The organism is Streptomyces sp. NPDC028722, assembly GCF_040637655.1.
Lineage (GTDB): Bacteria > Actinomycetota > Actinomycetes > Streptomycetales > Streptomycetaceae > Streptomyces.
Map to the genome: position 1 here is coordinate 306803 of NZ_JBEZWU010000003.1, position 22781 is coordinate 329583.

General features: G+C 71.4%; 20 protein-coding genes and 2 pseudogenes. 11 read left to right on the forward strand and 11 right to left on the reverse strand.

Annotated elements, in window-relative coordinates:
* Positions 1–77: 77 nt before the first annotated feature.
* Entirely contained in the window at positions 78–2960 is a 2883-nt protein-coding gene (locus AB0F03_RS06660; protein WP_361987180.1) for an FAD-binding and (Fe-S)-binding domain-containing protein, read from the reverse strand.
* Positions 2961–3116: 156 nt separating this feature from the next.
* Here AB0F03_RS06660 and serC point away from each other — a divergent pair, with 156 nt between their 5' ends.
* Positions 3117–4235, forward strand: coding sequence for a phosphoserine transaminase (serC, locus tag AB0F03_RS06665; RefSeq protein ID WP_356817828.1), 1119 nt, complete (start codon positions 3117–3119; stop codon positions 4233–4235).
* 289 nt (positions 4236–4524) lie between these two features.
* Here serC and AB0F03_RS06670 read toward each other — a convergent pair whose 3' ends face one another.
* Entirely contained in the window at positions 4525–4938 is a 414-nt protein-coding gene (locus tag AB0F03_RS06670) for a MarR family transcriptional regulator (RefSeq protein ID WP_361987182.1), read from the reverse strand.
* A gap of 51 nt (positions 4939–4989) precedes the next feature.
* Between AB0F03_RS06670 and AB0F03_RS06675 the strand changes: the two genes are divergently transcribed.
* A complete protein-coding gene (locus AB0F03_RS06675) occupies positions 4990–5766 on the forward strand; it encodes an alpha/beta fold hydrolase (RefSeq protein ID WP_361987184.1) in 777 nt (258 codons plus the stop codon).
* Positions 5767–5973: 207 nt separating this feature from the next.
* On the opposite strand, the gene AB0F03_RS06680 is transcribed toward AB0F03_RS06675, so the two are convergent.
* Positions 5974–6822: a helix-turn-helix transcriptional regulator gene (locus tag AB0F03_RS06680; RefSeq protein WP_361987186.1), complete on the reverse strand. Its 849-nt coding sequence runs from the start codon at positions 6820–6822 to the stop codon at positions 5974–5976.
* Positions 6823–6840: 18 nt separating this feature from the next.
* Positions 6841–6957 (reverse strand): annotated as a pseudogene (locus tag AB0F03_RS06685) (DUF6879 family protein); the annotation flags it as partial.
* Between the two features lie 160 nt (positions 6958–7117).
* Between AB0F03_RS06685 and AB0F03_RS06690 the strand changes: the two are divergent.
* Both AB0F03_RS06690 and AB0F03_RS06695 read left to right on the forward strand, forming a co-directional pair.
* Complete coding sequence (locus AB0F03_RS06690; RefSeq protein ID WP_361987188.1) at positions 7118–7351, forward strand: DUF397 domain-containing protein; 234 nt, start codon at positions 7118–7120, stop codon at positions 7349–7351.
* Between the two features lie 70 nt (positions 7352–7421).
* Positions 7422–7892, forward strand: coding sequence for a hypothetical protein (locus AB0F03_RS06695; RefSeq protein WP_361987190.1), 471 nt, complete (start codon positions 7422–7424; stop codon positions 7890–7892).
* 32 nt (positions 7893–7924) lie between these two features.
* Here the strand turns inward: AB0F03_RS06695 and AB0F03_RS06700 are convergent, their stop codons facing one another.
* The 3 genes from AB0F03_RS06700 to AB0F03_RS06710 all read right to left on the reverse strand — a co-directional run bounded on the left by AB0F03_RS06700 (position 7925) and on the right by AB0F03_RS06710 (position 12485).
* The gene (locus AB0F03_RS06700) at positions 7925–9451 is read right to left on the reverse strand and encodes a cellulase family glycosylhydrolase (RefSeq protein WP_361987192.1); all 1527 of its coding nucleotides are present in this window, start codon (positions 9449–9451) and stop codon (positions 7925–7927) included.
* A gap of 266 nt (positions 9452–9717) precedes the next feature.
* A complete protein-coding gene (locus tag AB0F03_RS06705) occupies positions 9718–11328 on the reverse strand; it encodes an alpha/beta hydrolase (RefSeq protein ID WP_361987194.1) in 1611 nt (536 codons plus the stop codon).
* Between the two features lie 188 nt (positions 11329–11516).
* Positions 11517–12485, reverse strand: a complete 969-nt coding sequence (locus AB0F03_RS06710; protein ID WP_361987196.1) for a WD40 repeat domain-containing protein — start codon at positions 12483–12485, stop codon at positions 11517–11519.
* A 99-nt stretch (positions 12486–12584) separates the two neighbouring features.
* Here AB0F03_RS06710 and AB0F03_RS06715 point away from each other — a divergent pair, with 99 nt between their 5' ends.
* The 3 genes and pseudogenes from AB0F03_RS06715 to AB0F03_RS06725 all read left to right on the forward strand — a co-directional run bounded on the left by AB0F03_RS06715 (position 12585) and on the right by AB0F03_RS06725 (position 14707).
* On the forward strand, positions 12585–13268 hold the full coding sequence (locus AB0F03_RS06715; protein WP_361987198.1) for an SGNH/GDSL hydrolase family protein: 684 nt from the start codon (positions 12585–12587) through the stop codon (positions 13266–13268).
* A gap of 84 nt (positions 13269–13352) precedes the next feature.
* A pseudogene (locus AB0F03_RS06720) lies at positions 13353–13631 on the forward strand (Uma2 family endonuclease); the annotation flags it as partial.
* An 80-nt stretch (positions 13632–13711) separates the two neighbouring features.
* Positions 13712–14707, forward strand: a complete 996-nt coding sequence (locus AB0F03_RS06725) for an aldo/keto reductase (protein WP_361987200.1) — start codon at positions 13712–13714, stop codon at positions 14705–14707.
* A gap of 333 nt (positions 14708–15040) precedes the next feature.
* Here AB0F03_RS06725 and thpR read toward each other — a convergent pair whose 3' ends face one another.
* On the reverse strand, positions 15041–15613 hold the full coding sequence (gene thpR / locus AB0F03_RS06730) for an RNA 2',3'-cyclic phosphodiesterase (RefSeq protein ID WP_361987202.1): 573 nt from the start codon (positions 15611–15613) through the stop codon (positions 15041–15043).
* A gap of 39 nt (positions 15614–15652) precedes the next feature.
* Between thpR and AB0F03_RS06735 the strand changes: the two genes are divergently transcribed.
* Positions 15653–16168, forward strand: coding sequence for a GNAT family N-acetyltransferase (locus tag AB0F03_RS06735; protein WP_361987204.1), 516 nt, complete (start codon positions 15653–15655; stop codon positions 16166–16168).
* Between the two features lie 43 nt (positions 16169–16211).
* Here AB0F03_RS06735 and AB0F03_RS06740 read toward each other — a convergent pair whose 3' ends face one another.
* The gene (locus AB0F03_RS06740) at positions 16212–17483 is read right to left on the reverse strand and encodes an MFS transporter (RefSeq protein WP_361987206.1); all 1272 of its coding nucleotides are present in this window, start codon (positions 17481–17483) and stop codon (positions 16212–16214) included.
* Between the two features lie 102 nt (positions 17484–17585).
* Complete coding sequence (locus tag AB0F03_RS06745; RefSeq protein WP_361987208.1) at positions 17586–18023, reverse strand: MarR family transcriptional regulator; 438 nt, start codon at positions 18021–18023, stop codon at positions 17586–17588.
* Between the two features lie 154 nt (positions 18024–18177).
* Here AB0F03_RS06745 and AB0F03_RS06750 point away from each other — a divergent pair, with 154 nt between their 5' ends.
* Positions 18178–18360, forward strand: coding sequence for a ribbon-helix-helix protein, CopG family (locus tag AB0F03_RS06750; RefSeq protein ID WP_356817864.1), 183 nt, complete (start codon positions 18178–18180; stop codon positions 18358–18360).
* Between the two features lie 13 nt (positions 18361–18373).
* On the opposite strand, the gene AB0F03_RS06755 is transcribed toward AB0F03_RS06750, so the two are convergent.
* A complete protein-coding gene (locus tag AB0F03_RS06755; RefSeq protein ID WP_361987210.1) occupies positions 18374–19825 on the reverse strand; it encodes an NCS2 family permease in 1452 nt (483 codons plus the stop codon).
* A gap of 193 nt (positions 19826–20018) precedes the next feature.
* Here AB0F03_RS06755 and AB0F03_RS06760 point away from each other — a divergent pair, with 193 nt between their 5' ends.
* Complete coding sequence (locus AB0F03_RS06760) at positions 20019–20264, forward strand: DUF2530 domain-containing protein (protein WP_361987212.1); 246 nt, start codon at positions 20019–20021, stop codon at positions 20262–20264.
* Between the two features lie 59 nt (positions 20265–20323).
* On the forward strand, positions 20324–22714 hold the full coding sequence (locus AB0F03_RS06765) for an HAD-IC family P-type ATPase (RefSeq protein ID WP_361987214.1): 2391 nt from the start codon (positions 20324–20326) through the stop codon (positions 22712–22714).
* The last annotated feature ends 67 nt before the right edge of the window (positions 22715–22781 follow it).

Consider the following 22781-nt stretch of genomic DNA (forward strand, 5'->3'; position numbering starts at 1 on the left):
CCGGGCGAAACAACCCAGGTGATCGAGCCCAGCCGGGCCGCACCAGGTGGCCGGCGGGCGGCCCGGCCGTATGCCGGTCAGGGCGTCGGCTCGGACTCCGCCGTTCTTCTCTCCAGTGCGTCCGCCAGGACCTCCGCGAGGTGTCTGCCCCGGACTCCGGCGAGCTGGTCCAGCTGGGTCCGGCAGGAGAAGCCGTCCGTGAGGATCACCGTGCCCTCGGGCGCGGTCCGTACGGCCGGCAGGAGCTGGTCCTCCGCGCAGGCCCGGGACACCTCGAAGTGGCCCTTCTCGAAACCGAAGTTGCCCGCGAGGCCGCAGCAGCCTCCGCTGAGGTCGCCGGTGAGGCCCGCGGCGGCGCGCAGCCGGCGGTCGGCCGTGTCGCCGAGCACCGCGTGCTGGTGGCAGTGGGTCTGGCCGGCCACCGGGCGGTCGACGGCGGGCGGGGTCCACTGCGGGGCGTGCCGCTCCAGCGCCTCGGCGAAGGTGAGGACCGCGGCGGCCAGCCGGGCGGCGCGCGGATCGTCGTGCAGGAGTTCCGGGAGGTCACCGCGCAGGGCCGCGGCGCAGCTCGGTTCCAGGACGACGACCGGGAGTCCGGCCCGCAGCACCGGTTCCATCAGGTCCAGGGTGCGGCGCAGCACCGCGCGGGCGCGGTCGAGCTGCCCGGTGGAGAGGTAGGTCAGACCGCAGCAGACCCGGGCCCGGCGGGCCGTGAGCAGTGCGGTCGCCGCCCTGGTCCGGCCGTCGCCGATGACTCCCCGGTGTGGTGGCAGCGTCGGCGGGAGGGCCACCCGCAGACCGGCGTCCTCCAGGACGCGGACGGCGGCCCGGCCGACGGACGGGGTCAGGTGCTCGGTGAAGGTGTCCGGCCAGAGGACGACCAGGTCCCCGGTGCCCCGGGTGGGCTTCCTGAGGCGCCACCACGCGGTGAACGTCCGTGCGGCCAGCCGGGGGATCTCCCGTTCCGCCGCGATCCCGCCCAGCCGTTTGCCGAGGGCCGCCAGCGGCCGTATCGAGGCGAGCGCGTTGACCAGGGGGGCCGTGCGGGTGCGGGCGGCCCAGCGCAACCACTCGGGGAGCCGGCCCATGCTGTGGTGGGCGGCGGGGCGGCGGCGGCCGGCGTAGTGGTGGTGGAGGAACTCCGCTTTGTAGGTCGCCATGTCGACGCCGACCGGGCAGTCCGAGCGGCAACCCTTGCAGGACAGGCAGAGGTCGAGGGCGTCCCGGACCTCCGTGGACCGCCAGCCGTCGGTGATCAGTTCGCCCGCGAGCATCTCGTGCAGCAGGCGGGCCCGGCCGCGGGTGGAGTGCTCCTCCGCGCCGGTGGCCCGGAAGGACGGGCACATGACGGCGGGGCCGGTCATGGAGGCCGTACGGCACTTGGCGACGCCGACGCAGCGGCTGACGGCCGCGCGGAAGTCACCGCCGTCGGCCGGGTAGCCGAAGGCCACGTCGACCGGCCGGCGGGGCAGGACGGAGAAGCGCAGGTTGCTGTCGAGCGGGGCGGGGCGGACCAGGATGCCGGGGTTGAGCAGGTCGTCCGGGTCCCAGAGGGACTTGGCGCGTTCGAAGAGCCGGACCGTCTCCGCGCCGTACATCCGCGGCAGCAGTTCCGCGCGGGCCTGTCCGTCCCCGTGCTCCCCGGACAGCGAGCCGCCGTGCTGTGTCACCAGGTCGGCCAGTTCCTCGGAGAAGCGGCGGAAGCGTCCGACACCGGCCTCGGTGAGCAGGTCGAAGTCGATGCGGACGTGGATGCAGCCGTCGCCGAAGTGGCCGTACGGCGTGCCGCGCAGCCCGTGGGCGGTCAGCAGGGCGCGGAAGTCGCGCAGGTAGGCGCCGAGCCCGGCGGGCGGCACCGCGCAGTCCTCCCAGCCGGGCCACGCCTCCGTGCCGTCCGGCATCCGGGTGGCCGTGCCGGCGGCGTCCTCACGGATGCGCCACAGGGTGCGTTGGGCCGCCGGGTCGGTGACGACCAGGGCGTCCACGACGTCGGCGGCGCGCACGATCTCCCGGGCACGCGCGTGTGCCTCGGCCACTGTCTCGCCGCCGGTCTCCACGAACAGCCAGGCACCGCCAGGGGGGAGCCCGGCCCGGGGCGGAACGAGGTCGGCGGCCATGCCCTCCACGGTCAGCGGCCCGTACGGCAGCAGGCCCGCGGCGGCTTCGGCGGCGGCGCTCTCGTCGGCGTACGACAGGACCGCCAGGGCACGTGCGCGCGGGACCTCGACCAGGTCGAGCACCGCCTCGGTGAGGATGCCTAGGGTGCCCTCGGAGCCGCAGAAGGAGCGGGCGACGTCCGCGCCCCGCTCGGGCAGCAGCGCGTCCAGCGCGTATCCGGAGATGCGGCGGGGCAGGTCCGGGAAGCCCGTGCGCAGCCGGGACAGCTCGCCCGCCACCAGCTCCCGCAGACCGTCGGGGGCGCCCGCCCAGTCCCGGCCGGGCCGCAGCCGCTGCCCGCGCGCGGTGAGGACGGACAGCTCCCGTACGTTGTCCGCGGTCGTTCCCCAGGCGACCGAGTGGGAGCCGCAGGAGTTGTTGGCGATCATCCCGCCGAGCGTGCAGCGGCTGTGTGTGGACGGGTCGGGGCCGAAGCGCAGTCCGTGCGGGGCGGCGGCCTCCTGGAGCCGGTCGAGCACGAGCCCCGGCTGCACGACGGCCGTACGGCCGCCCGGGTCCAGCTCCAGCAGCCCGTTCATGTGCCGGGTGAAGTCCAGCACCACGCCCGTGCCGGTCGCCTGCCCGGCGATCGACGTGCCCCCGCCGCGTGCCACCACCGGCACCCCGTGCGTCCGGCACACCTCCAGCACGGCGGCGACGTCGTCGGCGTCCCGGGGGGCCACCACCCCGAGGGGCACGCGCCGGTAGTTGGACGCGTCCATGGTCACCAGTGCCCGGGAGCCTGCGTCGAAGCCGACCTCGCCCCGGACGGCCCCGCGCAGCTCATCCGCCAGATCTGTCATGCGTCCAGGATGCATCCGATCACGCACAGTCACCGCCTCTTTTCCACAACCCCACCCGTATCGTCGTACAACCTCACAAGTCCGTGTCGCGTGCGACTCGTCTCATCCGACGGACACGCCACTCCCCCGGTGCAGGCCACGGGCTAACCTCGTGCCGTGGCCGACATCCAGATTCCCGCTGACATCAAGCCCGCCGACGGACGTTTCGGCGCGGGCCCCTCCAAGGTGCGCACGGAGGCGCTGGACGCCCTCGCCGCCACCGGTACCTCCCTGCTGGGCACCTCGCACCGGCAGGCGCCGGTGAAGAACCTGGTCGGCAAGGTCCGCGAGGGCATCTCCGAACTGTTCTCCCTCCCCGAGGGCTACGAGGTCGTCCTCGGCAACGGCGGCTCCACCGCCTTCTGGGACATCGCCACCCACGGTCTGATCGAGAACAAGTCGCAGCACCTGACCTTCGGCGAGTTCTCCTCCAAGTTCGCCAAGGCGGCCAAGCTCGCCCCCTGGCTGGCCGAGCCCACCGTCGTGGCCGCCGACCCCGGCACCCACCCCGAGGCGCGGGCCGAAGCCGGCGTGGACGTCTACGGCCTCACCCACAACGAGACCTCCACCGGTGTCGCCATGCCGATCCGGCGCGTGGCCGGCGCCGACGAGGGCGCCCTCGTCCTGGTCGACGCCACCTCCGGCGCGGGCGGCCTGCCGGTCGACATCGCCGAGACGGACGTCTACTACTTCGCTCCGCAGAAGTCCTTCGCCTCCGACGGCGGCCTGTGGATCGGCGTCTTCTCCCCGGCCGCGATCGAGCGCGCCGAGCGCGTCCACGCCTCCGGCCGTCACATCCCGGAGTTCTTCAGCCTCCCGACGGCGATCGACAACTCCCGCAAGAACCAGACGTACAACACCCCGGCCCTCGCCACGCTGTTCCTGCTCAACGAGCAGTTGGAGTGGCTCAACGGCCAGGGCGGCCTCGCCTGGTCCACGGCCCGCACGAAGGACTCCTCGACCCGTCTGTACAGCTGGGCGGAGGAGTCCAAGTACGCGAGCCCGTTCGTCACGGACCCGGCCGAGCGCTCGCAGGTCATCGGCACGATCGACTTCTCCGACGAGATCGACGCCGCCGCCGTCGCCAAGGTGCTGCGCGCCAACGGCATCGTGGACACCGAGCCGTACCGCAAGCTGGGCCGCAACCAGCTGCGCGTCGCGATGTTCCCGGCGATCGACCCGGCGGACGTCGAGGCGCTGACGAAGTGCGTCGACTACGTCATCGAGAAGCTGTAACCGTCACCTTCACGACGACGAGGGGCGCCCGGTGATCACCGGGCGCCCCTCGCGTGTCATCCGCGCCGCATCCCATGGGTGTCGAGCAGCCGGCCTCGCCGCCTCTCCCGCGTCTGACCGGTACGGCGAACCAGTACGTGCCAACGAGCCAGCCTCAGTCGGGACAGCGGGCCCTACCCGCGTCGGCGACGCCCCCGCGTGAGCCGGGAACCCCGCTCACCGCCTCGTGAGGCCGGCCAGCAGCGGCTCGAAGCGGACGTTTCCCCTGCGCCCACCGGAGGCGGACGTGTCACGCGTCCTCGGTGAGGACCAGCAGCGTCTGGAGCAGTGCCAGACGTTGCTCCTCGTCGAGTTGCGCGAAGAGCTCCCGCAGCACGCCGGCCATCAGTTGTCGGCCCTCCGCCAGCGTGGTGCGCCCCGTTTCGGTGAGGGTGTGCTCCAAGCGGCGCCCGCGGCCTGCGGACCGAGCGATGAGCCCACGAGCGACGAGCCGACTCGCCAGCGTGCCGAACGCCTGGTCACTCTGGAACGTCGCGACGGCGAGTTCATGCCCGGAGGCGCCAGGCATCCGGTCAATGGCGCGTAGGGCGTCCCACTGCACCAGGCTGACCCCGATGTCACGCAGGGCCGTATCAGCGGCGCGGTGATTCCGGTACTGCGCCCGCTTGATCGCCTGCCCCAGGGCTTCCAGGTCGGTTGTCATGGTGCTAGCTTATCAATGCCCTTATATAAATATGTTGAGGCAGGAGTAAGCATGAACACCGTCCTCCCCGACGACCTTCCTGTCATCCAGGCCGGCGACCCCGCGTCGCGTACGGCGCTCGTGCTGCACGGCGGCGGCGGTCCGCAGACCGTCGCGCCCATCGTGGGACATCTCGCAGCCTCCATGCACGCGTTCGCCCCGACCCATCCCGGCTGGAACGGCACGCCGCGCCCCGACTCCATCACCTCCGTCGCCGACCTCGCGGCCGGCTACCTCGCACGGCTGCTCGACCACAAGGAACACGACGTCGTGCTGATCGGCTCCTCGATCGGCGGTTGGATCGCCCTGGAGATGGCGGTGCAGGCAGCGCACGACGAGCGTTACGCCGGGCTGATCGGGGCCGTGGTCGACATCGACGGCGTCGGCGTGGTCATCGCCGGTGAGCCGGTCGCGGACTTCTTCGCTCTCGACGCCCGTGGGCTCGCGGAGGCCGCCTGGCACGACCCCGAGCGCGGGTACGTGGACCCGGCCCGGTTCACCGACGAGCAGCGAGCGATCCAGCAGGCGAACCGTCACACCATGGCGGTCGTCGCCGGTACGGGTATGAGCGACCCGACACTGCTCGGACGGCTCGGTGCGGTGAACGTCCCGACGCTCCTGGTGTGGGGCGAAAGCGACCGGATCGTCACACCCGCGTACGGGCGAGCCGTCGCCGACGCGGTCCCCGGTGCGCGGTTCATCCAGATCCAGGCGGCCGGACACCTGCCGCACCTCGAGGCACCGGACGCGACCTGGGCAGCGATCGACCCGTTTCTGCGTCAGTCGTAACCCTTTGCGCGGGAGGTACGCGTCCCCGCCCCTACGTGTGGCGACTGCCGAACCCCCACGACGCCCGCTGGCACCGCTGGGCCAGGCGTTCTCGTGACGCCGGCCACCGGCTCGCGTTCCTCCGTGACGAGGAGTGCCGGCAGGGCTCCGGCCCCGGCACCCGCGCCGCTGCGGGAGACCACCGACGGCGTCGTACGGCCGTACGCCTCAGACCTTGATGCTCCGGCGGACGCGGGCGATCACCTGCTGGGCTTCGGCACCGAACACGGCCGACTCGGCGAGAGTGTCCCAGACGCGACGGTAGAGGCCGATCGTTTCTGCGTCGTCCAGCCAGAGTTCGGCGTGCCAGTCCTCGACCACGACCAAGCGCTCGTCAAGCATGGAGAAAGGGTTGCCCGGCGGGATGCGCAGTTCTGCGTCCAGAGGCAGGATGCCGAGGTTCACCGTGTCCATCCCGACTACGCCCGACAGACGGTCCAGTTGAGCAACCAGAACTTCCGCTGGACACACCCGGGCGCACAGGGCGCCCTCCCACATGAGCAGGTTGAGTCGTTTACCGGGTCGGTACAGCCAGTCCTGCCGCTTCATCCGAGCCCTCACCGCTTCGTCCATGTCCCGCGGCGAGGAACGGAGATTCGTGTAGCGCTCAAAGACGCAGCGGGCGTACTCGGCGGTCTGAAGCATGCCGCTGACGGCGTTGTTCTCCCACATGTGCAGGACCCGGGACTCCGCGACGAGCGCATTCCAGGTTTCCTGCACCGGGCGGTGACCTGCCGCCAACTGACGCCGCCAGGAGCGGATATGGCTTTCGAAACCCTTGAGTCGGGCGCGGAGTTCACCGAAAGCGGCCGGTTGCCCCACGGCATCGGTCCATGCTCGTAGGTCGTCGTCCGTGGGGGTCTGCCTGCCGTTCTCCAGCTTGCTGACCTTGGACTGCGGCCAGCCCAGCCGCTGGCCCAGTTCCGTACCGGTGAGCCGGCCATCAGGGCTTTCGATTCGCAGTTCCCTGAGCTTGCGCCCCAGTTCCTCGCGCGCCCTCTGATAATCCGTGCTCACCGGTACCCGCTCTTGCCCCTATGCGTCGCCGCGCAACTCAGTCTTGAACTGCTCCCACGGTACGGCGTGGTGCCAAGCAGCATCCCGCACCATGCAGCAGCGCACCACCTCCGCGGGCTCGGTGATCAGGTCCAACCTTGTTCGTGCGCCCAGCATTCCGGTGCCTCTGAGTGAATGTCCATGCATCCAGAGTGATCGCGCGCGAATAATCGAGAATATTCATCTCCTTGCGTTGCGCCCCCCTCCTACGGTCATCCCCGAAGCCACACCCACAGCGGAGCAGGAAGGTGCAGCGATGGTGAACGGAAGTGACCTGTACGCGCTCGACCTCGACGGAGCCTCGTTCTTGAGGGCGTGCGGGGGAAGCACTCACCCGGACGGTGAGGCATGCGTGACCCTGGCCCGTATCGGCGAGGACGCCTGGGCCCTCGGTGACAGCAAGCGGCCCGACGCGCAGCCGTTGCGCTTCACCTCGGCCGAGCTGGACGCCGCCGGCCTCGACCCGGCGCGGTTCGGCCTGCCGGTCTGAGCCACCAGCCGGTCCCCGCGTGGCTCAGCCGCGTCAGGGGCCGGCTCCTCCACACGGAGTGGGACACCCCGTGCACCATCACGCCTACCTCTGGACCGGGCCCAAGGCCCGCTTCGACCGGGAGGCCCTGCGACGGCCTCCCCCTCACCAACCGCCCCCGCCCGGCAGCAGCCCCGAGCTGATCGAGCGGTACCGTACGGCCGCCGCCGAGTTCCCGGCCTCCGGCCTGCCCCCGTTGGAGACCGCGTACTGGCTGGTCAAACCGGGCTCGCTGGTCCGGGGGACCTGGCTGGAGCCATCGGCAGCCGCGGTCTGGCTCGGTGACCGGCTGGCCGAGTACGCGGCCCGGTTCGCGTCCGAGGCGTACCGGGCCCCCGGTCACCGGGCCGCCCTCGTCACCGCCGCCGTCGAACGGCTGGGGTCGGGCGGCGACGTGTCGCTCGGCTTCTACCTCGAACGGCCCGCGTTCCTGTCCCTGGCCCTGGTGGGCTGCTCCCCGAACCGCACACGCCCCGAACTGACCTGTCCGTCGACCGGATGAGGGCGCCCGGTGTCACGCCGGGCGCCCCTGTCTTAGGTCGCCGTGCAGGTCAGCGACGGTGCCGTGCCGCCCCCGGGCGTTCCGCCGAAGCCGAAGCTCGCCGAACCCCCCGCGGGGACCGATCCGTTGTGGGTGGCGTTGACCACTGTCACCGTGGACGCGGACTGGGTGTAGCTCGCGTTCCACATGGACGTGATCTTCTGGGAGCCGCTCCAGCTCCACGTCACCGTCCAGGACTTCAGGGCGGTCGTGCCGGTGTCGGTGACCTTCACGTCGGCGTTGAAGCCGCTGCCCCAGTCGCTGCTGACGGTGTAGGCGGCGCTGCACGCGGCCGCGCCGCCCCCGCCGCCACCGCCACCGCCACCGCCACCGGTGCTCGGGAACGACGGTGCCTTGACGCTCGCCAGGTACCCGTCCTTCACCGTGTCCACGGTCGCCCAGTCGTCCTTCAGGATGCCGCCCGTGTCACCGGAGTCCGGGTTCCACGACCAGAAGGTCCACTGGAAGGAGTCGGCGCCGTACGTCGAGGTCGGCCGCAGGTAACTCACCAGCGCGGACAGCCACTTCTGGTCGACGGTCGACTGGAGCGTGGTGCCGAACTCGCCCACCCACACGGGTGCGATGTTCTGCTTGAAGATGTAGCCCCAGTACTTGTCCCAGACGCCGGGCATGTTGGCGGGGAAGCTCGGGTCGCTGAACCAGCTCTGCTGGGCGACGCTGGTGGCGTAGTCGTGGGCCGAGTAGACGACCCGGCCGGCCACGCTGAGCTGTACCGGGTACTGGGCGACACCCATCAGATTGCCGCCCCACCAGCCGGAGACGCCGTTGTAGGTCTGGACGCCCTCCACGAAGATCAGCAGGCTGGGGTTGACGCCCAGCACGGCGTTGCCGGCGCGCTGCGCCGCCAGGCGCCAGTCGGTGGCCTGGTCGCCGCAGCCCCAGCAGGCGGGGTCGTGGGGCTCGTTGTGCAGGTCGATCCCGATGACGGTGTCCTGGCCCTGGTAACGGCTCGCGAGGGCCTTGAGGTCGGTGATCCAGGTCGACTCAGGCACGGACGCGGTGTACCAGAGCGCGGACTGGCCGCTGGAGTCGGGGCGGTGCCGGTCGAGGATGACCTTCAGGCCGTCCTGCCCCGCGTACGCCACGAGCTTGTCCATGATGTGGAGCGGGTCGAGTCCCTGGAGGTCGGCGTTCTTGCCGCCGGAGAAGTCGATGCTGTTCGCGACCGTGCCGGCCTTGAAGATGTCGTCGCTGTAGGGCAGGCGGATGGTGTTGTAGCCCGTCGCCCTGATCTGGTCGATCATGCTCTTGTAGTCGCGCGACCAGAGACCGTGCACCACGTGGTTGTCGGTCTCGAAGCCGAACCAGTTGATCCCGGCGATGCGTACCGGCTGACCGGCCGCGTCGAGGATCTGCCGGCCGCTGGTGTGCCAGTACCCGGCGCCGGGTGCGGCGGCGGCCGTGGGCGGACCGGACGCCTGTGCCGTGTACGCCCCGGCCAGGGGCAGAAGGAGCGCGGCGGCGGCAGCGCACAGCGCCCTTCGTAAGCTGCGGAACATGGGTCTGCTTCCTCTCGGGAGGCGCGGCTCCGGACATCATGGGAGCGCTCCCAACGCCGCGCATCCCCCAGGAAACTCAGCCACCATGAGCACGTCAAGACTTACGACGCGTACCGGTACAGCCGCCCGCCTGACCGTGCGGCCGCCCCGGTTGGCGCCGGTGCGCCGTGTCCCGAACCATCGGCTCCCCGCCCTGCCGTGCCCGCTGGGCGTCTGACGGGGAAGGGCGCCCGGTGGACACCGGGCGCCCTGTGTGCACCGGCGGGTCAGAAGCGGGGGCCTCCGGGGGTGGGGCGAGGTGCCGGGACGATCTGCGGTTTCGCACCGAGGCCCTGGCTCCCGGACGCCGCGCAGGTGACGTCCCGTGCGGGGAGCCTCCCGGTGCTCAGGTAGGCGTTGACGGTGCGGTCGGCACAGGAGCGCGGGTCCATGGAGTAGACGCCGTGGCCCTCGCCGCCCTTGACGTACACCATGCGCGATCCCCTCAGGGCGCGGTGCATGCCCAGGCCGCTGGCCAGGGGCGTCTGGGGGTCCCACTGGTTCTGCACGGTGAGCAGGCCGACGTGGTTGCGGACGGCGGTGACGGGCTCGGTCGGCTTGTCCCAGAACGCGCAGGGCGTGATGTTGGAACCGAAGTCGCCGTAGAGCGGATACCTGGCCTTGTCCCGGATCGCGTCACGCCGGTACTGCTCCGGGTCGCGCGGCCAGGCCCCGGTGTCGCCGCAGACCACGCTCCAGAAGGCAGCGCTGCCGTTGTCGGCCGGAGGCTGCGCGGCGGAGGCGGCGGAGGCAGGGGCGGCGGAGGAGTCGGCGGCAGCCCTGGAACCCGCGTGGGCCGCGGACCAGCGCGGCTCCTGCTGCCCGCCGGGGAGGAGGCCGTGGCGGGAGGGCGCATGGCCGTCGGCGGCCTTCTTGAGCTCGACGACCGCCTCGGCCGCGTACTTGGGGCTGAAGAACGCACCGCGCAGCCCTGCGCGGATGTCGTCACCGGTGAGCTTCGCGCCGCCGTCGTCGATGGGGGTGCGGTCGGCCCGGGCGACCAGATCCCAGAACGTCTTCCGCACCTGGGCCGGGGTGGTGCCGAGCTGGTAGGTGCGGTGGTGCTGCGCGGTCCACTTCGTCCAGCGGGTGAACGCCGGCTCGCTGCCCTCCGCCCATATCTGGATCATGCCGCGCCAGACACGCGCCGGGTCGACCGCACTGTCCAGCACGAAGCGGTCGGTGCGCCGGGGGAACAGCTGGGTGTAGACGGCGCCCAGGTACGTGCCGTAGGAGTAACCCAGGTAGGAGATCTTCTTCTCGCCGAGGACGGCGCGGACGACATCCATGTCGCGGGCGGTGTTGCGGGTGGTGATGTACCGAAGCCTGTCGCCGTCGCGGGCACGGCACTTGTCGGCGACGGTCCGGGCCCACTTGACGTCGTGGCTGAAGGTCTCGCTCTTGTAGGGGTGTTCGGAGTTCTGCTCCGTCTCCGTGAGACGGCAGGTGACCGGGCTGCTGCGCCCCACGCCCCGCGGATCGAACCCGATGAGGTCGTACTGGTCGCGGACCTTCTTGGGCAGTGCGTCCTTCATCATGAGGGGCATGCCCAGGCCCTCGCCACCGGGACCGCCGGGGTTGAAGAGGAGCGCGCCGTGCCGCTTGCCCGGGACGCCGGTCTTCAAGCGGGAGATGGCCAGCTCGATCGTCCTGCCGGCCGGGCGGCTGTAGTCGAGCGGGACCTTGATCGTCGCGCACTGGTACGCAGCGGGCTCAGACGCGTCGCATCTGTGCCACGCGGGCTTCTGGTGCTCGTACTTCCCCAGCGGTTCCGCCGCGGAGGCCTGCGCCGGCGCGAGAGCGGGAACCAGCGTTGCCGTGACGCCCACGGCAAGCATGGGCGCCAAGCGTCCTTTCCGCACGATAGCCGTTCCTTTCCGTCAACTTCCGGGACGCGAACAGCATTTCGCGTTGCGGAAGTCACCGGATCCCTCTGCGGAACAGTGTTGCTCCACCTCACGGAGGAGGCGGAAATGGACGTGCGGAGGAGAACCCGGACGGGCTGTTCTCCCTCCGCCCACCGCGTTCAGCCGCGCCGCAGCCGCCGCAGGCCGAACAGGGCCGCCAGTCCCACCACCACGATCACGGCGCCGACCTTGATGCCCCCACCGCCGCCTTTGTCCTCCGAGGCGCCGGAACCGCCGTTCGCCGACGGCGACTTCGCGCCCGGGCGGGCCGGGGCGTCCTCCGCCCGGACGGCACTGTCGGCGCCCTCGCTGCCGTACATCAGCTTGGTGCCGTCGGCGGAGTACGACACCGACTCGCCCTGCCCCTGCAACGGCACGTCGAGGGTGCCCGCGCGCTTGATCCGGCCGCGGTCGAAGCCGTAGTACACGCCGCCGAAGTACCCGCGGACGGCGAGCTGCCGGCCGTCCGGGGAGAACGCGGCGTCGGTGGCCCACAGATCGACGGCGGCGACGGGCCGGAAGACGTTGGCGCCGGAGGTGGAGAGGGTGGCCGGGCCCTCGTACAGGTGCCCGCCGTCCTGCTTCTTGTCGATGATGTAGACGCGCCCGGTTTTCGGGTGGACGAGCAGCGACTCGGCGTCGCGGGGCCCGTTCGCGTACTTCACGACGTACTGCGTGGCCGTGACCGCCTGGTCCGTCAGCCGCTCCGGCTCGGGGAACTTGTAGATCCACACGTACGGCCACCGGCCGCCGAAGTTGTCGCCGATGTCACCGGCGTAGATCTCGTTGTGCGGCCCGATGGAGACGGCCTCGACGTCGCGCGGGGAGCCGATGCCGCGCAGGGTGATCCGGGCGACGGTCCTGCCGGTGGCGCTGTCGACGGCGTAGAGGTAAGGCCCGTCGTCGCTGTCGTTGTGCGTCCAGTAGACGCCGGGGTGCAGATGGGAGGCGGCGAGTCCACTGGACTCGGTGATCCGCGGGTCCTTGAGGGTGAACCCCCGGTCGCCGGGGCCGTCGGCGGCGGAGGCGGGCAGCGCGCAGGCGCCGGCGAGCAGCACCCCGGCGAGGACGGCGAACGATCGACGCATGCCCCAAGCCTGCCATCACCGGCGGGTGTTCGGGGGACGTGGTCCGCCTCACACGCACCCCGGATCCCGCGGGCTCCCGCGATCGTCCATCATGACCGGATGCTTAGGTTCATGCCCGTGGGCGACTCCATGACGATCGGGAGCGCGGGCGACCACACGTGGCGTTACCGGCTGTGGCGGCACCTGTGCGCGTCGCACGGCGGCCCGTTCACCTTCGTCGGTCCGCGCGAGACGCTGTACGACAAACAGGACGACGCCCCGACGTCCCTCGCCTACGCCGAACCCGACTTCCCGCGCGCGCATCTGGCGGGCTGGGGCGAGGGCTGGCTGCACATGGTCCCGCTGATCGGCGACGCCGTGCGGACCCACCGCCCCGATGTGCTCCTCGTCTCCCTCGGTCTGATCGATCTCGGTTTCTACACCAACGCCGAGCAGACGGCGGACAACGTACGGGCCTTCGTCACCGCGGCCCGTGAAGCCGACCCGCGCATCCGCATGGTGCTGCTGCCGGTGATCCCGAACGTCCGGGCCGCGGCCGACCCGTCCTTCGCCGAGCAGGTGGTCCGGTTCAACGAACTGCTCGCCAAGGCCGTGGCCGACCTGGACGAACCCCGCTCACCCCTGCTGTCGGCCTCGCCGCCGGAGGCGTACGACATCCACACCGACACGTACGACGGCACCCATCCCAACGCGCACGGGGAACACCGGATCGCGGAGGCGTTCGCGGGGGCGATGTGGGAGGCGTGGGGCGTCGGACAGCCGTACGCGGCCGAAACGGCCTGACCGGGTTCCGGCGCTCCCCGGCCACCGTGCGCATCGTTGAACCGCGCGGCCGCACCTGACCGTGGGCGGCCGGGGAGGAGCGACGAGGGCCGCTGGCGCTACCAGGACGTCGAGTTCGTCGCCGAGGTCGTCTCGCAGGGCACGGCCGCCAACGACTACGGCCCGAAGAAGACCGCCTACGCGGTCGCCGGGGTACCCGTGTACGTCATCGCCGACCCCTACCAGGGGCGCTGCCACGTCTTCACCGACCCCAAGGACGGCGAGTACGCGGTCAGCACGCGGGTGGACTTCGGCACCGACATCGACCTCACGGGCACGGTGGTCGACCTGGTCCTCAGGACCGAAGACTTTCCCTGCGGCTAGGAGTGCCCCCGGACGGCGGCATCGGACTCGCGACTCGGGGGCTTGCCTGGAGCGCACTCCAGGTCGTTGGCTGGTGGACCATGAGGTACACACAGCTCGGACGCACGGGACTCAAGGTCAGCCGGCTCGTCCTCGGGACGATGAACTTCGGCCCGCAGACGGACGAAGCCGACAGTCACGCGATCATGGACGCGGCGCTGGACGCGGGCATCAACTTCTTCGACACCGCGAACGTCTACGGGTGGGGCGAGAACAAGGGCCGGACCGAGTCCATCATCGGGAACTGGTTCGCCAAGGGCGGTGACCGGCGCGACAAGGTCGTCATCGCCACCAAGGTGTACGGCAACATGGGGCAGGACGGCGCGTCCGTGTGGCCCAACCAGGACAAGCTCTCCGCGCTGAACATCCGGCGCGCGGTGGACGCCAGCCTGAAGCGGCTCCGGACGGACCACATCGATCTGTACCAGTTCCACCACATCGACCGGAACACCCCGTTCGAGGAGATCTGGCAGGCCGTCGACGTCCTCGTCCAGCAGGGCAAGATCCTCTACGCGGGTTCCTCCAACTTCCCCGGGTACAAGATCGCCCAGGCCAACGAGACGGCCGCCCGCCGCGGCGGCACCATCGGCCTGGTCAGTGAGCAGTGCCTGTACAACCTGTACGAGCGCCGGGCCGAGATGGAGGTCATCCCGGCCGCGCAGGACTACGGCCTCGGCGTCATCCCGTGGTCGCCGCTGCACGGCGGCCTGCTGGGCGGGGTCCTCAAGAAGGAGGTCCAGGGCGGTCGCCGCGGCTCCGGCCGGGCCTCGGACACCCTCGGGGACCCGGCCGCCCGCGCGCGGATCCAGGCGTACGAGGACCTGCTGGACAAGCACGGCCTGGAGCCGGGCGAGGTCGCCCTGGCCTGGCTGCTGACCCGTCCCGGCGTCACCGGCCCGATCGTCGGCCCGCGCACGGCCGCGCAGCTGGAGTCGGCGCTCCGGGCGGTGGAGCTGGAGCTGAGCGAGGACGTGCTGTCCGGCCTGGACGAGATCTTCCCGGGCCCGGGGCCGTCCCCGGAGGCCTTCGCCTGGTAACAGTCACCGCGCTCCGCCGGGGCACGGCAATCCATCCGGTAGCAGTCACCGGCGCATCGCCGGGGCACGGGAATCCGCCCGGTAGCAGTCACCGGCGCTCCGCGCGGGCACGGGGATCGGCGGCGGCTGCGGGGCCTGGGACGGCCGGCAGCCGCCGCCTCCCGGCGGTCACCGCGGGGCCATCGCCTCCGGGCGGTCACCGCGGGGTCGCCGCCTCCCGGCGGTCGCAGGGGTCGCTACTTGACGGCCGCCGCCAAAGCCACCACCACGAACATCAGCACCAGCACACCGGCCATGATCCGGTTCCGCGTCTTCGGGTCCACGCCGTCGAGCCTAACTGCCCGCGCCGAGTGCCCAGCGGGCGACCGCCTCGTAGCGGGGCAGCTCGCCGGGTACGCCGGACCTCGGCAGGCTGCTGCGCACGAGGGCGAGGTCCGCGACCGTCCAGGGGGTGCCGGCGAACTCCGCGAGCGCGGTGACGAAGGGCCGTACGTCCACCGCCTCCCGGCCGCGGGCCAGCGTGAGATGGGCCTTGTAGGGCCGGTGCTCCCCCATCGGCACCCCGGCCTTCCGTGCCGCCGCCTCGGCCCGTCCGGCCAGCAGCCGCAGGGCCTCCACGTCTCCCCGGACGCCCGCCCACAGCGCCCGGCCCTGCCCGAACCGGCCGCCGCCCGCGAGGCTCAGGGCGAAGGGGGCCGTACGGTGGGCGGCGCGGGCCAGGCGGTCCAACAGGGCGGGTACGAGGTCGTCGGTGACCTCGCCGTAGAAGGCGAGGGTGAGGTGCCAGCCGGGGCGGCCGGTCCAGCGCAGCCCGCCGGCACCCGGCAGTTCCCCCAACCGGGCCGCCACGACGGCGAGTTCCTCGGTGACGTCCTCCGGGGGCAGTACGGCGGCGAAGAGTCTCATGTCTTCACGATGCCAAACTCCGGGAGGCATGATGATCCGATGCCGATCACGATCCGCGAAGGCGGCCCCGACGACGTCCCCCTGATCCTGGGCATGCTGGACAGCTCCGTGGAGTGGCTGGTCTCACAGGGCCGTACCCGCCAGTGGGGCACCGAGCCCTGGTCGGGGAATACCCGGGCCGTGGCCATGGTCGAGCGGTACGCCACCCAGGGCCGGCCGTACGTGGCCGAGGTGGACGGCGTCCCGGCCGCCACCCTCACCCTCACCGACGCCCCCAGCCCTTACCTGGAACCCGCCGACGAACCCGAGCGGTACATCAATCTGTTCGCCTCCGACCGCCGCTTCAAGGGGCAGGGCGCCGGGTCCGCCCTCCTCGCGCACGCGGCCCGGGTGACCCGGGCGGAGGGGGTCTCCCTGCTGCGGGTGGACTGCTACGCGGGCGACGACGGCAAGCTGGTCGCCTACTACGAGCGCAACGGCTTCATCCGGACCGAGCCCTTCACCTACGGTGAGGACGCGTGGCCGGGGCAGGTGCTGGCCCGGCGGGTCCTGTAGGGCCCCGGGGTCCCCCAGCCGTCCCCCGGGGTCCCCGGTCCGCTCAGGCCGCCGTCGCCAGCCGTTCCCGCTCGCGCGGGACGAAGCGGACCCGGGGGTGGCCGTGGTGCCAGCCCACCGACAGGCGCAGGCCGCCGATGCGGGACAGGACCAGTCCGACGGCGCCGGCCGCGACGGCCGACACCACACCGCCGGCCGCGAAGCCGATCCGGGCGCCGTAGGTGTCGGTGATCCAGCCGACGACCGGCGCACCGAGCGGCGTACCGCCCATGAAGACCATCATGAACAGGGCCATCACCCGGCCGCGCATGGCCGGGTCGGTGGCCATCTGGACCGCCGTGTTCGCGGTGACGTTCACCGTCAGGCCGCAGACGCCGATGGGCACCATGAGCAGTGCGAACAGCCAGTACCGGGGGGCGACCGAGGCCACCGTCTCCAGCGCGCCGAACGCCAGCGCGGCGCCGATCAGGACGCGCAGCCGGGCCGTGCCGCGCCGGGCGGCCAGCAGGGCGCCGACGAGGGAGCCGACGGCCATCAGGGTGTTGAAGAGGCTGTAGGCGCCGGCGCCGGCGTGGAAGACGTCGTCCGCGTAGGCCGACAGCCACACCGGGAAATTGAAGCCGAACGTGCCGATGAAGCCGACCAGGACGATCGGCCAGATCAGCTCCGGCCGCTTGGCGACGTAGTCCAGCCCTTCGCGCAGCTGGCCCTTGCCGCGCGGCGCGCGCTGGACCACGTGCAGCTCGCGGGCCCGCATCAGCAGCAGGCCGGTGAGGGGCGCGGCGAAGGACAGGCCGTTGGCGAGGAACGCCCAGCCGGTGCCCACGCCGGTGATCATCAGGCCGGCGACGGCGGGGCCGACGAGCCGGGCGGACTGGAAGTTCGCGGAGTTCAGGCTGACCGCGTTCTGGAGCTGGTCGGGGCCGACCATCTCGGAGACGAAGGACTGGCGGGCCGGGTTGTCGAGCACGGTGGCGAGGCCGACGGCGAACGCGGCGACGTAGACGTGCCAGACCTGGACATGGCCAGAGAGGGTGAGCGCGGCCAGTGCCAGACCGGTGACGGCCATGGCGGACTGGGTGCCCAGCAGGGTCGGCCGCTTGGGCAGGCGGTCCACGAGGACGCCGCCGTAGAGGCCGAACAGCAGCATCGGCAGGAACTGGAGGGCGGTCGTGATGCCGACGGCCGCGGAGGAGCCGGTGAGCGAGAGGACCAGCCAGTCCTGGGCGATGCGCTGCATCCAGGTGCCCGTGTTGGAGACGACCTGGCCCATGAAGAAGAGGCGGTAGTTCCGGATCCTCAGGGAGCTGAACATCGACGTCGCGCGGGGAGCTGGGGTTGTAGTGGCGGTCGGTGCGGGGGCGGAAGGTGCTCCGGATCCCGTACTCAAAAGGGTTCGCCTCCTCCGGTGGCTTGCTTACAGATGTGCGAGCTTCTCCAGTACGGGGGCGGCGGCGCGCACGGCGGCCCACTCGTCCTCGTCGAGTCCCTCGACCAGGCCTGCCAGGAACGCGTTGCGCTTGCGGCGGCTCTCCTCGAGCATGGCCTCGGCCTGCTCGGTCTGGGTGACGACCTTCTGCCGCCGGTCCTCGGGGTGCGGCTCCAGCCGGACCAGCTCCTTGGCCTCCAGCAGCGCGACGATGCGGGTCATCGACGGCGGCTGGACGTGCTCCTTGCGGGCCAGCTCGCCCGGGGTGGCCGAGCCGCAGCGGGCGAGGGTGCCGAGCACCGACATCTCGGTGGGGCTCAGCGACTCGTCGACCCGTTGGTGCTTGAGCCGACGGGACAGCCGCATCACGGCGGAGCGCAGGGAGTTCACGGCGGCAGCGTCGTCGCCATGGGTAAGGTCCGGCATGTTCTTTAGCGTAACTCATTACTCTAGCTAAAGACCACTCGGAACAGCCGTGCCGTCCGTGACGCCCGCCACTGCGCGTATCCATCACCCGTACGGGTGAGCCGGTCGTGGAAAGCGGCGCACCGGCGGGCCGCCTGTGGCGACCCTCGTACGCATGGGGACCAGCGTGCTCAGCCTGCGGATAGACGGGGAGCTGCTCGAGCGGCTCCGGCACCACGCGGCGAAAAGAGGAATGAGCGTCCAGGACTATGTCGTCCGGACGCTCATTCGCGGTGACTTCGACGAGCGGTTCCGGGCCGCCGTCGAGGAGACGGAGAGGTTCTACGGGGTCACCTGAGGCAGGCGGTCACTCAGGTGAGACCCAGCGCCGGCATCAGGTAGTAGAACGCGAAGACGGCCGAGACGACGTACATCGCCACCGGGATCTCCCGGGCCCGCCCGGCGGCCAGGCGCAGCACCGTGAAGGTGATGAAGCCCATGCCGATGCCGTTCGTGATCGAGTACGTGAACGGCATCATCAGCATCGTCACGAAGGCCGGGATCGCGATCGTGTAGTCGGCCCAGTCGATCTCCTTGACCGAGTTCGACAGGATCAGGAAGCCGACCGCGATCAGCGCCGGGGTGGCCGCCTGGGAGGGGACCATCGTGGCGATCGGGGTGAGGAACAGCGCCACCGCGAACAGGCCGCCCGTGACGACGTTCGCCAGGCCCGTGCGGGCGCCCTCGCCGACGCCGGCCGTGGACTCCACGAAGGCCGTGGTGGCCGAGGAGGAGCTGGCACCGCCCGCGGCGACCGCGAGGCCGTCCACGAAGAGGACCTTGTTGATGCCGGGCATGTAGCCCTGGGCGTCGGTCAGCTTGGCCTCGTCGCTGATGCCCATGATCGTGCCCATCGCGTCGAAGAAGCACGACAGCAGGACCGTGAAGACGAAGAGGATGCCGGTCAGCACGCCGACCTTGGAGAACCCGCCGAACAGGCTGACCTGGCCGACCAGGCCGAAGTCGGGCGTGGAGACCGGGTTGCCCGGCCACTTCGGGACGGTCAGGCCCCAGGACGGGATGGTGGCGACCGCGTTGATGACGACCGCGAGAACGGTCATGCCGACGATCGAGATCAGGATGGCGCCCGGCACCTTGCGGACGATGAGCGCGAAGGTGAGCAACGCGCCCAGGATGAAGATCAGCACCGGCCAGCCGGTGAGGTGACCGCCGGTGCCCAGCTGGAGCGGGACGGTGGTCTGAGCCGCGTCCGGCATCCGGGTGACGAACCCGGAGTCGACCAGGCCGATCAGCATGATGAACAGGCCGATGCCGATCGCGATCGCCTTGCGCAGGCCGAACGGCACGGCGTTCATCACCCGCTCGCGCAGACCGGTGGCGACCAGCAGCATGACCACGAATCCGGCCAGGACGACCATGCCCATGGCGTCCGGCCAGGACATCCGGGGTGCCAGCTGGAGCGCGACGACGGAGTTCACACCGAGGCCCGCGGCGAGCGCGATCGGCACGTTGCCGATGACGCCCATCAGCAGCGTGGTGAACGCGGCCGTCAGCGCCGTGGCGGTCACCAGCTGGCCGTTGTCCAGGTGGTGGCCGTACATGTCCTTCGCGCTGCCCAGGATGATCGGGTTCAGCACGATGATGTACGCCATCGCGAAGAAGGTGGCGAGACCACCGCGGACCTCACGGGCGACGGAGCTGCCGCGCTCGGAGATCTTGAAGTAGCGGTCGAGGGGACCGAAGCCGGACGCACCGCCCGGCTTCTCGGGGGTGGGGACCTTGGCAGGGGCCGAGGTGGACATGCGCAACCTCATCACCAGCGGGGTTCCCCCGAGCCCTGTTGGAGTTTCGTACGAGCGGAAGTGGTCAGAGACAAACGGTTTCAGTATGAAGGTATGAGAGAGAAGATCGCTATCTCCGCGCGTAGAACTGATCGGGTCCGCTGATCACCTCCGTGCCGGCCGCCGCGTCCGCACCGCCTCGTAAGCTGTCCCCATGGCCAAGTGGACCCCTCAGCACGAAGCGCCGGAGCCCCTGGAGGGGCCCGTGGTCGCCACCATCACCGGCATCACGATCGTGTGGTTCGTGCTCTTCCTCGTCCAGCTGCCCTTCTACGGCTGGTTCGAGGACCACGGGCACCTGTGGTGGCTGTGGACGTGCCTGGCGGGCGGCGGCCTGGGCCTGATCGGCGTCTGGTACGTGCGCGGGCGGGACGCGGCGCTCGAGCGGGCCGCCGGGTAGCCGCCCGGCCCGCCCGGTCCGGCGGGCGACGGGACACGACCGCACGTACCGTCGAGAACATGACCCCCATGGACGCGGGTGCGGAACTCGACCCCGCCCACCCCGCGCCCGTGTGCCGGCCGGACGGGCTGACCGGGGCCGAGGTCGCCGAACGCGTCGCCCGGGGGCAGGTCAACGACGTGCCGGTGCGCGGCAGCCGGTCGCTGCGGGAGATCGTCCGGGCCAACGTCCTCACCCGGTTCAACGCGATCATCGGCGTCCTGTGGCTGATCATGCTGTGCGTCGCGCCGTTCCAGGACAGCCTCTTCGGCTTCGTGATCGTCGCCAACACCGGTATCGGCATCGTGCAGGAGTGGCGGGCGAAGCAGACCCTGGACTCGCTGGCGGTGATCGGGGAGGCCCGGCCGACGGTACGGCGGGACGGGGCCGCGACCGAAGTGGGCACCGGCGCGATCGTCCTGGACGACCTCGTCGAGATCGGCCCCGGTGACCGGGTCGTGGTCGACGGCGTGTGCGCGGAGGCGGACGGCCTGGAGATCGACGAGTCGCTGCTCACCGGCGAGGCCGACCCGGTGGTCAAGCGTCCCGGCGACCGGGTCATGTCCGGCAGCTTCGTGGTCGCCGGCGGCGGCGCCTTCACCGCGACCCGGGTCGGCCGCGAGGCCTACGCCGCCCAGCTCGCCGAGGAGGCGTCCCGGTTCACGCTCGTCCACTCCGAGCTGCGCACCGGCATCTCCACCATCCTCAGGTACGTCACCTGGATGATGGTCCCCGCGGCCCTCGGACTCGTCGTCACCCAGCTCGTCGTCAAGAGCGACGACCTCGCGGACGCCGTCGCCCGCACGGTCGGCGGGATCGTGCCGATGGTCCCGGAGGGGCTGGTGCTGCTCACCTCCGTGGCCTTCGCGGTCGGCGTCATCCGGCTGGGCCGCAGACAGTGCCTGGTGCAGGAACTGCCGGCCATCGAGGGGCTGGCCCGCGTCGACACCGTCTGCCTGGACAAGACCGGCACGCTCACCGAGGGCGGCATGAACGTCAGCGGGCTGCGGACGCTGGACGGCGCGGACGAGACGTACGTACTCAAGGTCCTCGGCGCGCTCGGCGAGTCCGACCCGCGCCCCAACGCCTCCCTGCGAGCGATCATCGACGCCTGCCCCGACACCGAGGAGTGGCGGTGCGTGGAGTCGCTGCCGTTCTCCTCGGCCCGCAAGTACAGCGGGGCCGCGTTCAGCGAGGGCGACGGCGAGGTCAGCACCTGGCTGCTGGGCGCCCCCGACGTCCTGCTCGGCCCCGGCGCCCCGGCCCTGGCCGAGACCGGGCGGCTGAACGAGCAAGGGCTGCGGGTGCTGCTGCTGGCCCGGGCGAGCCGTGACCTGGACGACGCCGAGCCGGCCCGGGGCGCCCGCCCCACCGCGCTCGTCGTGCTGGAACAGCGGCTGCGCGCCGACGCGGCCGAGACCTTGCGCTACTTCGCCGAGCAGGGCGTCCGCACGAAGGTCGTCTCCGGGGACAACGCGGTGTCGGTCGGCGCGGTCGCCGCGAGAGTGGGCCTGAACGGTACGGCGGTGGACGCGCGGCAGCTGCCCGACGACCGGCCGGCCCTGGCGGAGGCCCTGGACCGGGGCACCGTCTTCGGGCGGGTCGGCCCGCGCCGGAAACGGGACATGGTCGGCGCGCTCCGGTCGCGCGGGCACACGGTCGCGATGACCGGGGACGGCGTGAACGACGTCCTGGCGCTGAAGGACGCGGACATCGGCGTCGCCATGGGCTCGGGCTCGGAGGCCACCCGGGCGGTGGCCCAGATCGTGCTGCTGGACAACAGCTTCGCGAGCCTGCCCTCGGTGGTCGCCGAGGGCCGCCGGGTGATCGGCAACATCACGCGCGTGGCGACGCTGTTCCTGGTCAAGACCGTCTACTCGGTGCTGCTTGCGGTGCTGGTGGTGTGCGCGCAGGTGCAGTACCCCTTCCTGCCCCGGCATCTGACCCTGCTCTCCACGCTCACCATCGGCGTGCCGGCCTTCTTCCTGGCCCTGGCACCCAACGAGGAGCGGGCACAGCCCCACTTCGTGCGCCGGGTGATGCGGTACGCGGTCCCCGGCGGCGTGGTGGCCGGCGGAGCGACCTTCGTGACGTACCTGCTCGCCCGCCACCACTACACCGGCCCGGGCGCCCTGGCGGCGGAGACCAGCGCGGCCACCCTGACCCTGTTCCTGGTCTCCCTGTGGGTGCTGGCGATCATCGCGCGGCCCTACACCTGGTGGCGGGTGGCGCTGGTGGCGGCGATGGGCGGGGCGTTCGTGCTCGTCCTCGTGGTACCGGCCCTGCGGGACTTCTTCGCGCTCCACCTGGTCGGCGTGCCGATGCCGTGGACGGCGGCGGGGGTCGCGGCGGGGGCGGCGGTACTGCTGGAGTTCGCCTGGCGGTGGGTGGACCGGCGGTTCCCGGCCTGAGACGACACGCCTCACGGTGACGGGCCCCGGGAGCACCTCGCTCCGGGGGCCCGTCACCGTGCCGCAG